The 12172-nt window shown below is 50.7% G+C and carries 9 protein-coding genes and 2 pseudogenes; 3 read left to right on the top strand and 8 right to left on the bottom strand.

The features are described from left to right. Positions 1 to 13: 13 nt before the first annotated feature. The 3 genes and pseudogenes from GT748_RS04895 to GT748_RS04875 form a co-directional block, all read right to left on the bottom strand. A pseudogene (locus tag GT748_RS04895) lies at positions 14 to 622 on the bottom strand (aminoglycoside 6-adenylyltransferase); the annotation flags it as partial. Positions 623 to 1110: 488 nt separating this feature from the next. Further along, positions 1111 to 1905: an aminoglycoside O-phosphotransferase APH(3')-IIIa gene (gene aph(3')-IIIa / locus GT748_RS04880; RefSeq protein ID WP_001096887.1), complete on the bottom strand. Its 795-nt coding sequence runs from the start codon at positions 1903 to 1905 to the stop codon at positions 1111 to 1113. A 92-nt stretch (positions 1906 to 1997) separates the two neighbouring features. Continuing rightward, positions 1998 to 2399: pseudogene (locus GT748_RS04875) on the bottom strand (GNAT family N-acetyltransferase); the annotation flags it as partial. A 105-nt stretch (positions 2400 to 2504) separates the two neighbouring features. On the opposite strand from GT748_RS04875, the gene GT748_RS15435 reads away from it, so the two are divergent. Genes GT748_RS15435 through GT748_RS04860 form a run of 3 tightly spaced genes read left to right on the top strand, consistent with a single transcriptional unit; the run spans position 2505 to position 7209 of the window. Continuing rightward, complete coding sequence (locus GT748_RS15435; protein WP_072850737.1) at positions 2505 to 3521, top strand: DNA methyltransferase; 1017 nt, start codon at positions 2505 to 2507, stop codon at positions 3519 to 3521. Positions 3522 to 3528: 7 nt separating this feature from the next. Further along, complete coding sequence (locus GT748_RS04865; protein WP_009860794.1) at positions 3529 to 4047, top strand: hypothetical protein; 519 nt, start codon at positions 3529 to 3531, stop codon at positions 4045 to 4047. A gap of 6 nt (positions 4048 to 4053) precedes the next feature. Then, positions 4054 to 7209 (top strand): type III restriction-modification system endonuclease, encoded by a 3156-nt coding sequence (locus GT748_RS04860; protein WP_009860795.1) that lies wholly within the window; start codon positions 4054 to 4056, stop codon positions 7207 to 7209. Between the two features lie 19 nt (positions 7210 to 7228). On the opposite strand, the gene mobQ is transcribed toward GT748_RS04860, so the two are convergent. From mobQ to GT748_RS04830, 5 genes are all read right to left on the bottom strand, one after another. Then, the gene (gene mobQ / locus GT748_RS04855; protein WP_009860797.1) at positions 7229 to 8935 is read right to left on the bottom strand and encodes a MobQ family relaxase; all 1707 of its coding nucleotides are present in this window, start codon (positions 8933 to 8935) and stop codon (positions 7229 to 7231) included. Between the two features lie 438 nt (positions 8936 to 9373). Next, positions 9374 to 9580 carry a hypothetical protein gene (locus tag GT748_RS04850; RefSeq protein WP_009860798.1) on the bottom strand — a complete coding sequence of 69 codons (207 nt, stop codon included), beginning with the start codon at positions 9578 to 9580 and terminating at the stop codon, positions 9374 to 9376. A gap of 4 nt (positions 9581 to 9584) precedes the next feature. Then, positions 9585 to 9794, bottom strand: coding sequence for a DUF6471 domain-containing protein (locus tag GT748_RS04845; RefSeq protein WP_425293011.1), 210 nt, complete (start codon positions 9792 to 9794; stop codon positions 9585 to 9587). Positions 9795 to 10186: 392 nt separating this feature from the next. Then, complete coding sequence (locus GT748_RS04835) at positions 10187 to 11566, bottom strand: DNA primase family protein (protein ID WP_009860801.1); 1380 nt, start codon at positions 11564 to 11566, stop codon at positions 10187 to 10189. Beyond that, entirely contained in the window at positions 11544 to 12164 is a 621-nt protein-coding gene (locus tag GT748_RS04830) for a CHC2 zinc finger domain-containing protein (protein WP_009860802.1), read from the bottom strand. The genes GT748_RS04835 and GT748_RS04830 overlap by 23 nt, the downstream gene beginning before the upstream one ends. Positions 12165 to 12172: the final 8 nt, after the last annotated feature.

Here is a 12172-nt window from a genome sequence, read left to right as displayed (position 1 = left end):
AGTATGTAGTGTGTTATACAAAGCAATTCGGACACCGGGTATTCCGTGGAACCGACAGAAAAACAGAACAATATAAGAATCCTGACAATGACCCCCGTGGCCCTTGGACAAGTGCTAACATGGTATCATACTCCGGATAGGCATAATGAAGCCTTTCCGCCACCTCACCGGATACCGCCCTGAACAATTGATGGCATAGAAATAATGCTTCCCATATGTTTTCATAGGAATCCATCCGGTAGGTGGACAAAAGTTTCTCCCACAAATCCTCGGATATATACCTTTCAATAAACTTATAGTTCTTGCCTACACTTAATTTAAAGCCTGTTTCGATGCCGACCTTCCATGATATCATTCTCAGCAGCTCATGGCGAACAATCTGATTAAAATGATCAATAGCAAATAAAATTTCCTTACGGCACAATCCTTTAATAACATAAGGTGTTACATTCCAAAATTCATTGCAGCAATCATCATACTCCCTTGCGCTTGGCTTTCTTACATGATAATCTATATCAGTCGGAACTATGTCCCTTTTAATTCTACAATCTTTATCAATTAGAACCTTTATTAATTTATCGCCCTTTAGGTAATTATCTAACTCTTCCAAGGGCAATAAGGTATCTTTATCTTCCTCTCTAAGATACTTAACTAGCCCCGGATAATTGCTTATCCTTACAGTTCGGATCAATTAGAATTAGCCGAAAACGGCGGCGAAGAAACGAACCACCGAGAAGCACCGCCGCATTGCCGAGCTTGATACCCTCATTGAACGACTGTATGCGGACCGGAAAAGGCGCGGTTGACCGCCTTGCCCTCAAAGGCTTAGGGGCATATCAACTATATATTGGGGCCGAGTGCCGTTACTTTAACACCGCCGCTAGCCATGAGCTTATGCTTCCTTTAGGACACTGTCCCAACAGACACTTTTTAAAGTATGCTGCACTAATCCTTATTTTTCACAGCATAGCGCAATGACAGACAGCCATGTTCTGCATTCTCTGTTCCCTGCAATTCCAAATTAACTTTTTCAGATAACAGAAGGTTATCAAATAGTTAGATGTCTAAAAAGCTTGTAGTTAAAGCTTTTTAGACATCTAAATCTAGGTACTAAAACAATTCATCCAGTAAAATATAATATTTTATTTTCTCCCAATCAGGCTTGATCCCCAGTAAGTCAAAAAATAGCTCGACATACTGTTCTTCCCCGATATCCTCCCTGATCGACCGGACGCAGAAGGCAATGTCATACCACTTGTCCGCCCTGCCGCTTCTCCCAAGATCAATAAAGCCACTTACTTTGCCATCTTTCACAAAGATGTTGCTGTCTCCCAGGTCGCCGTGGGAAAAGACAAGTTCCTCTTCGGGCTTTTCCGTCTTTAAAAAATCATACAGCTCGCGCGGATCTTTAAATGGAGTGTCTTCTTCCCAGTTTTCGCAATCCACATCGGCCAGATCGTTATTCAGTAAGTAATCCAATTCGGCTAAGCGGCTGTCTAAGCTATTCGTATAGGGACAATCCGATATGTCGATGGAGTGAAAGAGCCTGATGCACTCCGCATACAGCTCGATAATCTTTTCAGGGCTTTGTTCATCTTCATACTCTTCCGAGCAAAGGACGCCATCGGCCTCACTCATGAGCAGATTGCTCCAGCCATCATGCCGTTCAAAGTGCAGGACCTTTGGAACAGGCAGCTTTCCTTCCAGCCATAGCATCATGTCCTTTTCCCGTTCCACATCATAGGTGGTCCCTTTATACCGGCTGTCCGTCATTTTTAAATATAGGTTTTCATTTTCTCCCACCAGCTTATATACCTTAGCAGGAGACATTCCTTCCGTATCTTTTACGCAGCGGTATTTTTCGATCAGTTTTTTCAATTCCGGTGATATTCTCATTTTAGCCATTTATTATTTCCTTCCTCTTTTCTACAGTATTTAAAGATACCCCAAGAAGCTAATTATAACAAGACGAACTCCAATTCACTGTTCCTTGCATTCTAAAACCTTAAATACCAGAAAACAGCTTTTTCAAAGTTGTTTTCAAAGTTGGCGTATAACATAGTATCGACGGAGCCGATTTTGAAACCACAATTATGATAGAATTTACAAGCTATAAGGTTATTGTCCTGGGTTTCAAGCATTAGTCCATGCAAGTTTTTATGCTTTGCCCATTCTATAGATATATTGATAAGCGCGCTGCCTATGCCTTGCCCCCTGAAATCCTTACATACGGCGATATCTTCTATATAAGCGTACCGGTTCCAATTTTTTCGCAGTTTAACTTTTCCGACGCATTTATCGTCTTGGTAGTAAAGATATATTATCTTATCAGTATTGTCAATATATTCAAGGCAATCTGCCTCCTCATCCTCTTCATCCTCTTCGTCTTGGTAGGACTTGCTACTGCCGATGCTCGTCCAAATTTGCACTATGATTTAATCAATCCGGCAGATGGAAGAAACTACGGATGCCCCGAAAAAGGCTGGCGATATGATCGAAATACCATGAATCGGCTCATTCAAGAGGGCAGGATTATTTGGCCCGACAACCCAGATGGGCGGCCGCGCAAAAAATCATTTTTGAACGAGCTGTCAGACAATCTTCCTGGTTTTTCATCTGTTTTCAGCACTGGCGTTTATACAAATACTGCAACCAAGGAAATTGGAGGATTGTTTAATAAGTATTTATTTGATTTTCCAAAGCCAGTCGAGGTTATTAAGCAATTAGTTTCCCAAGTGTCTAACACGGATGACATCATCCTTGACTTCTTCTCCGGTTCTGCTACTACCGCCCATGCAGTGATGCAGCTCAACGCTGAGGACGGTGGAAATCGGCGCTTTATTCTGGTACAGCTTCCCGAACTGTGCGACGAAAAGAGCGAGGCATACAAGACCGGGTACAAGAATATCTGCGAGATCGGTAAGGAGCGAATCCGGCGGGCTGGTAAAATGCTAAAAGATGCGCTTGAAAGTTCCGGTTTGTTTGTTCGTGCAATGAAACGCCATCAAGATCAGCATGATTCACTTGAAGGATTTGCTTATGCGGAGTGGGAAGAAAGTCCAGAGGTAATCAATGCAAAAAAAGAAATGGCAGCAAAACTGGATGTGGGCTTCCGTGTTTTCAAGCTGGACACCTCCAATCTGGAAACCTGGGACGCCACCCCCATTGAGGACGAGCAGCTCGACCTGCTGTATCGGCGGATGAACAGCATGATTCATCGGGTGAAGCCGGAGCGCACCGACCTGGATATGATTTATGAAATCATGCTCAAACTGGGTGTGCCGCTGACCTACTCCGTGACACCGTTCTCCATCAATAACAAGACTGTCTATGGCGTGGGCGATGACTGCCTGCTGCTGGTCTGTCTGGCCGAGGATGTGCAGCCCGAGGACGTGGAGCAGATGACCGAATATGCCCCGGCAAAAATCATCATCTCCCGTGACAGCTTTGCTGACGATACCGCTATGGCTAATGCCTACTATATCCTGCGGGATCATGGGATTGAGCTGAAACTGGTGTGAGAAAGATATGAATAACACTCTAAAATGGTTTCATGTAATCACAAAAACCATTGTACATTGCTTACTTGGAACAATCGAATACATTGGTATTCCATTTTTACTTGCTTGTCTTTCTACATTCATTTCCCCTATCTCCAGCGGTAATACTTTGTGGCTTTGGATTGAGCGGATTGCTTTTTGCTTTACGATATACGAAGTAATTATTGTTGGTGTGCGAAAAATGCAGATTGACATACGCAAAGATGCACTATTAGCACTAAAAACCGCCTACGAACGAGCAGCCCTGTATTGTGAAACAGGAAATCAAGACATATATCGGAACTTAACTTCAAAAATAGATCAGGTGCTTGACAATGGGATACTAAATCAACTTGATGTTGTGCAGAGCTATAAAAATCTCAAGCTCTACATGGACAGCAAAAATATTGTTGGAATCAAATATGAGATTATCAATATTCAGCACTCCATTGAAGCAGATAATCTCTTATGGAACTATACCCTGTTCCTGCGGTTATTTAAGAGGTGAACAGGCATGAAACTGAAATTCAAGAATCAAGCCTTCCAAATGGATGCAGTCAACGCTGTGGTGGATTTGTTTGCCGGCCAGGAGAAAACACGGAGCACCTTCTCCGTCATGGAGGAAGCCCAGACCAATTTCTTAAATGAGCTGGGCCAGGGCAATGCTCTCTACATTGACCAGGAAACATTGACCGCCAATATGCACACCGTCCAGAAGCGGAATAACCTGCCCCTGACCCCCACAGCGGAAGGCTGCCAGTTCTGTATTGAGATGGAAACTGGCACCGGCAAGACCTACGTCTACACCAAGACCATCTTTGAGCTGAACCGCAAGTACGGATTCACCAAGTTTGTTATCGTGGTGCCGTCGGTGGCCATCCGGGAGGGCGTCTACAAATCCTTTCAGGTCACGCAGGAGCATTTCGGCCTGCAATACGACAACGTGCCATGCCGGTACTTCATCTACAACTCTGCCAAGCTGTCCGACGTGCGGCAATTTGCCACCAGTTCCAATATCGAAGTGATGATTATTAACATCGACGCTTTCAAGAAAGCGGAGAACATCATCAATCAAGCGCAGGATCGGCTCAACGGTGAAACGGCTATGGGCTTTATTCAGAACACACACCCTATCGTTATCATCGATGAACCCCAGAGCGTGGACAACACCCCCAAGGCCAAGGAAGCCATTGCCACGCTCAATCCCCTGTGTGTGCTGCGGTACTCCGCCACCCACCGAGAAAAAATCAATCTGCTTTACCGCCTGACTCCGGTAGACGCCTACCAGATGGGGCTGGTCAAGCAGATCGCCGTATCCTCCAATCAGGTTGCCGGTGGCTTCAATCAAGCCTATGTGCGGCTGCTTTCCGTCAGCAACGACAAGGGCTTTAAGGCCAGAGTGGAACTGGATGTGAAGGGCAAGACCGGAGCCGTGACCCGCAAGGCCATGACTGTCAAGCCGGGCGACGATTTATTCCTGCTGTCCGGCGGGCGGGAACTGTACGAAGGCTACACCGTTACCGGAATTGACTGCACTCCCGATTTTGAACATATCGAGTTTGGCAATACCCAGGAGGTCAAGCTGGGCAAGGCCATTGGAGACGTGGACGAGAACATCGTCAAGAAGGCGCAAATCCGGCGCACCATCGAAACCCACCTTGACAAAGAGCTGCGGTATCTGGACAAGGGGATCAAGGTACTGTCCCTGTTCTTCATCGATAAGGTGGACAAGTACCGCCACGAGGACGGCACACCCGGCATCTACGCCACTATGTTTGAGGAGTGCTATCAGGAGCTGATCGCAAAGCCCAAGTATGCGCTCCTCCGAGAGCGATTCACCACAGATGTGAGCAAGGTACATAACGGCTACTTCTCTCAGGACAAGAAAGGACGCCTGAAGGACACCAAGGGCGACACCCAGGCCGACGATGACACCTACAACACCATCATGCGGGACAAGGAGTGGCTTCTCAGCTTTGAGTGTCCGCTGCGGTTTATTTTCTCCCACTCGGCGCTGCGGGAAGGCTGGGACAACCCCAACGTGTTTCAGGTCTGCACCCTGATCGAGCAGAAGTCCACCTTTACCTGCCGCCAGAAGGTGGGCCGTGGCCTGCGCCTGTGCGTGAACCAGGACGGTGAACGCATCGAGGACAAGAATATCAATGTCCTTCACGTCATGGCCAACGAGAGCTTTTCCGAGTTTGCTTCCACCCTCCAGAAAGAGATCGAGGACGAAACTGGCGTCAAGTTTGGTGTACTCCAGCTCAGTTTGTTTGCTGGGATGACCTATCAGGAAGAAGTTACCCGTGAGCATACGATTGACAGAGAAGAGGCCCACGAGCTGGTAAAAACCTGGATGGACGACGGCTCCATTGACAAATGGATGGCCGACCCCGAAATGACGGCAGCGGAAGAAAAAATTACAGCGGAATTGGAATCAGGGAAAATCACCGAACCGCCCAGCCCCGTAACGGAAGTCATGCGCCAAATTAAAAACGGTGCGACCGCTGAACAGGCAGCAGAGGCAATTATTGGAATCACCAGTACAATCACTACCGTAGAGGAACATACCGTCACCCACGAGGAAGCTACGGAGCTGCTGGAGCATTTTGAGCAGAAGGGGTATATCACCAGCACCGGTAAGGTCAAGGATACCATGAAGAACGCTTTGAAGAACGGAACCCTTGACCTGCCGAAAAAATATGAAGCTGCCAGAGAGCGTTTTGAGCAGATTATCGCCAATGCCGACCGGAAGCCCCCGGTGCGGGATGCCTCCCGTGATGTGGTGGTACGGCTCAACAAACAGGTCATGCTCTCCCCGGAGTTCCTGGAGCTGTGGAGCAAGATCAAGCAGAAAACCGCCTACCGGGTGAGCATTGACACAGAGCAGCTGGTGAAGAACTGCGTCAAAGCCTTTCAGGAAATGCCCCATATCCCCAAAACCCGTCTGGTGTCCCAGACTGCCGATATTCACATCCAGCAGTCCGGGATCAGCCACATGGAACGGGAAATGCGGACGATGGAGATTGCCAACGATTATCAGGCCCTGCCGGACATCATCACCGCCATCAGCGATGAAACGCTGTTGACCCCGGCTACCGTCAATCGGATTCTGGTAGAGAGCGGACGGTGTGGCGATTTCCTCAACAATCCGGAGGCATTTCTGGAGCAAGCCGTAGAGCTAATCCGCAGCCACCGCCACGCCTTGGCTATCGACGGTATCCGTTATGTGAAGCTGGATGGCCAGGAATATTATGTGCAGGAAATCTTCGACACCACGGAGTTGCTTGCTAACCTGGATCGAAACGCCGTAAAGGTGGAACACAGCGTCTATGACTATGTGGTTTACGACAGCTCCACGGTAGAGAAGCCGGTGGCGGTGGCCCTGGACAACGACCCGGATGTGAAGATGTTCTTCAAGATTCCCAGCCGCTTCAAAATTGAAACCCCCATTGGCACGTACAACCCCGACTGGGCTGTGTATCTGAATAAGAACGGTGAGGAAAAGCTGTACTTCGTCCTGGAAACCAAGGGTGACACCAGCTTTATGCACCTGAAAACCAGTGAGCAGCTAAAAATCCACTGCGGCAAGGAGCATTTCAAAGCACTGGACGCAGGTGTGGAGCTGGAGACTGCAACCAGTTGGACGGAGCTGCGCAAGCGCATTTGACAGAGATAGAAAGAGCTTTTTATCTCACATCTCGTCCTTGATTCTTGCGCTTTCCCTTGTTGGAAATCTGCTGCTCCTTCTGCGTCTGGCGCACCATTCTCCGCACGGCCAGCCGCTCTGCATCCTCGTCCAGCATCCGGGACACCGCCTTTTTACTGTCAAACATCAGAAGTGGGCTGTACTTCTCAACGTAAACCTGCTGTGCCTGGTTCTCCGCTTCCTGTTCTTTGCCGGGGCGGATGGCCTGTCTTGCTTCATACAGCTGCACTGGGTCGAAGCCCTGGGCCTGCTCCCGAAGCCCGGCATACTCGTTCAGGGCAGCGTCCAACTCGGCGGAATATTTCTGTTCCTGTTCTTCCAGCCGTTTCAGGCTCTGCTCCATGGCGGCGATGTCTTTGGGAAATTTATCGGCGGCATCTTCCTCGGAATATGCCAGCGACGCCAGAAGCAGATTTTTCTCCGAACGCAGTTCCTCCAAATCCTCTGTCAGTGCCGCAATCTTAGCCGCCAGTTCCCGGTGCCAGAATACATGAACCGCAGAGAGCGCCTTTTTCTCGGAAAGCAGACTGCGGCGCTCCTTCGTCTTATCCCGAATGTCCTTTGCAAGCTGATTGTACTGTGTGAGGGCAGGGCGCAGCGTATTCAGCGAAGCATTCAGGCGTTCCTTGCCCTTGCGGAGATACCCCAGCTGATAGCAGAACAGAAGCAAATTTTTTCGCAGATTCTCCATGGTCTCGGCGAGCGCCGGGATGGTATTTTTAACTGCCTGCGCCAGCTTTTTGACCTGTCCTCTCAGCTCCCGGAGCAGGGCATTGTCCGCCTTGATCTGCCGGTTTAGTTCGCACCGGTCAGAGATAATGCCCTTTTTCTCCATGGCTCTGGCAACCACACCCTCATGGACCGTGGGCCGCTCCAGCAGAGCACGCTCGGCATGGCTGCGGTGGTCGATGCGTTCTTCGTGCCCGGTGCGCTCCAGATGGCGGTTTGCCACATCCGCCCATGCAGCCCGCCACAAAACAAGCTGCTCGTCGCTGTTCCAGTGTTCCGTGATGGGATTTTGCCTGCCATATTTGGTGCTTTTAGGATATTTGGATACCCGTTCATAGCCCTGCGCCTGCGCTGCGGACGGGGCCATATACACCTTCTTTTTGCCCACTTTGTACTGGTACTGTTTCTCCCAGCCGTCGGCCTGTGCCTGTTTGAACTCAGCGGCGGTAAAGCCCTGTTCTTCGCCGTCTTTGACGCAGAGATATTCTTTCTCGGTCTTGTACTGCCATTTTCCCTTTTCATCCAGCGGGCGCACTGTCAGCAGGATATGGGCATGGGGATTGTGTCCGGGGGGATACGGGTCATGGATAGCAGCATCAGCGCACATTCCGTCTGCCACAAACTGCTCCTTGATGAAATCTTGCAGGAGCTGAATCTGTTCCTCCCGGCTTAACTCTATGGGCAGCGCCGCCACAAATTCACGGGCAAGGCGACTGTCCTTTGCGGTTTCGGTTTCCTCCACAGCGTTCCACAGGATTTCTCGATCCTGCCACTCTGCGGGGGCGGTGGCTGGCAGAAAAACCTGCCGCCACCCAAGGCCCTGTTTGCGGGTGTAGTCGTGCTGCACCCCGTCATACTCGTTGAGCATCCGGGAACAGCTCAGATAGGCCGCAGCAGCTACGGCGGAGCGTCCAGCTCCACGGCTGACTATTTTGGCCTCCAAATGATAAATCGCCATTGTCTATCGTCCTTTCCGAAGGGCTACTGTGAAACGCAGCAGCCCTTCTTCCGTACTCGATTACAACAGGTACGTCGTGAAATGCGACGTACCACCAGCAGGGGTGGAGCGAATCGTTCCACCCCTGTATCTGTGTCAAGCTGCCGGTGGCAGGTTGACGCAGGCAGGCGGCGGGATGGGGTGGCAATATACCACCCCATGAACAGGGGATTCCAAAACGAAAACCCCTGCGCCGACTGCATGGGCAAGGCTGGCAGTTTGGCAGAAATGCAGCCTTGTCCAGCGGCTCCCGCAGGAGTCGCAATCCCTCTCGGAGAGCGCACGTGCCCGACCAACGGGAGGGCTACCACCGCCTGCTTTAGCAGGTGGTGAGTAAGTGCGCCCTTCGGGATGAAAAAGAGGAAGGCCCCCGGTTTCCCGGAGACCTCCCAGCCATTTTCAATCGTGCGCTGCCAGCTTTCGCCGCAGGTATTCTTCCAGATTATCAAGCCCTACCGCCTGTACTTCCGGCAGCACTTTTTCCAGCACAGCGCCCTCCTGAATGAGCCGCCTTGTCCGGGCTTTTCGTGCCTTCACCCGGTCCCGTGCCTGGGCTTCCTCCAAGCGGTGCTTTGCCTGTAACAGTTTCTTTTCTTCACTTGTCATAGGTTTACCTCCGTTTCTGCCAGATCAGGTCATAGCCCAGCACATCGGCCAGCTCCACGACCTCTTTATAGCGAATAGATTCTCGCTGGAGCTTGGCGGACAGGTTGGAAACACTGTCCGACCAGCCGTATTCCTCATGAAGCCGGTCAACCAGCTCCTGCATGGTGTATCCCGCCCGGACGATCTGTGCCTTAATTTCGTTGCGTACCGTCATCATCAAAAATCCTCCTAAATTTACTTGATAAAAAAGCGAAGCCGGTACGCCCTCTGGCATAGCCGCTTCGCTGTGTCGTGAAAAATTCTCTTATCAATAAATCCGTTCAGAATTGCCGGTGTGATGTCCCGTCCATAGGTCGCACCTTCCGACTTTCCCGTTCCGTGTGACTTGGTTTGAAACCGTGCATTTTCCCATGGTTCCATGCACTCGGTTCACCGGGGTGAGAAGCACGGTTTCGCAAAATGATTTCTTCCAACCGTCAAATACTTTTCGATTCCCACTTGCCTTGATTTACCCCTCCGATTTTGCCAGCGATTTTTGATATACAACCGCTGAATTGCTATAAAAGGGAGAACAACTGTCAATCAAAGCGTACGTACGTACACGATTCAGCGCCGCCATTCCTCCGGCACATCTTCCGGTACGTACGTACGCATCGAATCGCCGGAAAACACTGATATATGATTTCTCACCAATACTTCAACCCCCAGAAAACCACGCACCCGCCGTCCGGCTGCGTTGGTCACATTGTTGCAGTATTCCAGATTGTAGCGGCTCTGGCAGGCGATCAGAGCTTCGCTGAAGCTGCGTGGTTTCAGGGCAGGCAGGTTGTTCTCGGTGCAGTAAATCTGGTATGCTTCGTACAGTTCTTTGGAGCTGGCAGATAGATCGGCTTTCAGGCGAACATACCCGTCAGAATCCAGAAAATCATAGACATTGTTGTTGTCCCGTTTGACTGCCTCCCGGTTTTCTCTGGTGCGGTCACTTTCGGTGAACTTGAAGTTGTTGGCGGCCAGCCGCTGCAATCCCTCAAAAGCCCACAGCAGAATACCCTCCACCTCGGCTTTCATCTTCTCGGCCAGGTCGGGATCATCCACACGGCCAGCCGGTTTTTCTTTTGTGGTCAGCACCAGCTGACGGCGGTAAAATCCGTCGCTCCGGTCAAACAGCGCCTGCAAATCTCCGTTGGAGAAAGCCAGCAGCCGGGCGCACATCCATCCCTGATAGCTCTGCTTGCCCTTGCGCTCCAAATCCATTTTGCCCTGGGCGGTGACGATGGATTTTACATAGTTGGTCTGGCGCAGAGCCTCCATCCGCATATCGTCATCCACGCACAGGAGGATATGCTCCAGATCAGCACGGGCAAACCGGTTCTCGGATATTTTCCCGATGCTGCCGTCCTTCATGTTGGAACCGAACAAAGTTCCCAGCACAGCGCCGATCTGCGACTTTCCTTCGCCGCCGCTGCCCTTAATCACCATCATCCGCTGTCCCTTATTGCTGGGGATCAGGCAGTAGCCGATATATTCCTGCAAGGTGGGAATATCCTCCGGGTAGAGCAGACCATCCAGAAATTGCAGCCAGAGAACAGGCTTTGGGGCGTTGGGGTTGTAGGCCACGGGGAAACGGTTGCGGACGTTTTCCGGCTTTCCCTCCGCAAAGGTTCCATCCAGAAAAAGCGTCCCGTTGGAAAGGTGAATCCGGTCCGGCTCCGGGGGAAAATCCTCCACCAGCGCCGCCAGCTTCATCAGCTCCACAATGTTGCTGATTTTGCGGGGAATGTTGCTGACCGCACAGCATTTCAGCTCCTCAAAAATCTCTCCCCGCAGGGGCAGTTCGTCTGTCACACGGCCTTCGGGCGTGAAAAAAGCCCCGTTTGTGAAGATGATCTTGTGCGTCTGCAAGAACTCCTCACAAAACAGGGCTTCGTTGATGCTTTTTCCATCAAACCAGACGGGCATCCCGTCAAGCTGCGCTTTGTTTTTCATGGGCATCGTCCTCCTTTTTCAGCCTGTCCAGCCGTTCCTCCAAACCGGCGATCAGACCATCCTTGTTCAGCATTTCTACGATTTTTACCCGTTGTTCCAGCTCGGCGGCAATGAGCAAATCTGCCAGATACTCCACATAGTCCAGCATCTGGCAGGCTTCCACAAACCGGTCATCCAGAACATCTTCCGGTGTCTTGGGTGTGTGCTGCACCTTCCAGCGTTCCAGAAGATGCAGATAATCGCACAATACCCGCAGGCAGCGCACTTGCTCCTGCCGGTATGCTTTCAGCAGGGGACGCTCCGGTTTGGGCAGGGCAGCTGCCGCAGGCGGCTTGTCCGGGCCAATCCCAAAATCCTGGGCCAGCTTCTGTGCTGCCTCGTAGCTGCTCAGGTCAAACAGCTTCGCCACAAGGTCGATCACATCGCCGGTGGCTCCGCAGCCGAAACAGTAAAAATAACGCTCGTTCAGCTTCATGCTGGGGTGCCGGTCCTCATGGAACGGACAGCTGCACATCCCGTTTCGGCTGACTTGCAGCCCATAGTGTTCAGCCGCATCGGGCACACAAATATTCTGTTTTACCAGTTCAAAGAGTGTCATAAAAAATC

The organism is Bittarella massiliensis (ex Durand et al. 2017), from assembly GCF_009876955.1.
GTDB lineage: Bacteria > Bacillota > Clostridia > Oscillospirales > Ruminococcaceae > Bittarella > Bittarella massiliensis.
This window is presented reverse-complemented; position numbering and strand designations above follow the sequence as displayed.

What these genes read in the sequence shown, in the direction of transcription:
- GT748_RS15435 (WP_072850737.1), top strand. Translation starts at nt 2,505, where the DNA reads ATGAATCGGCTCATTCAAGAGGGCAGGATTATTTGGCCCGACAACCCA.
- GT748_RS04865 (WP_009860794.1), top strand. Translation starts at nt 3,529, where the DNA reads ATGAATAACACTCTAAAATGGTTTCATGTAATCACAAAAACCATTGTA.
- GT748_RS04860 (WP_009860795.1), top strand. Translation starts at nt 4,054, where the DNA reads ATGAAACTGAAATTCAAGAATCAAGCCTTCCAAATGGATGCAGTCAAC.
- mobQ (WP_009860797.1), bottom strand. Translation starts at nt 8,935, where the DNA reads ATGGCGATTTATCATTTGGAGGCCAAAATAGTCAGCCGTGGAGCTGGA.
- GT748_RS04850 (WP_009860798.1), bottom strand. Translation starts at nt 9,580, where the DNA reads ATGACAAGTGAAGAAAAGAAACTGTTACAGGCAAAGCACCGCTTGGAG.
- GT748_RS04845 (WP_425293011.1), bottom strand. Translation starts at nt 9,794, where the DNA reads ATGACGGTACGCAACGAAATTAAGGCACAGATCGTCCGGGCGGGATAC.
- GT748_RS04835 (WP_009860801.1), bottom strand. Translation starts at nt 11,566, where the DNA reads ATGAAAAACAAAGCGCAGCTTGACGGGATGCCCGTCTGGTTTGATGGA.
- GT748_RS04830 (WP_009860802.1), bottom strand. Translation starts at nt 12,164, where the DNA reads ATGACACTCTTTGAACTGGTAAAACAGAATATTTGTGTGCCCGATGCG.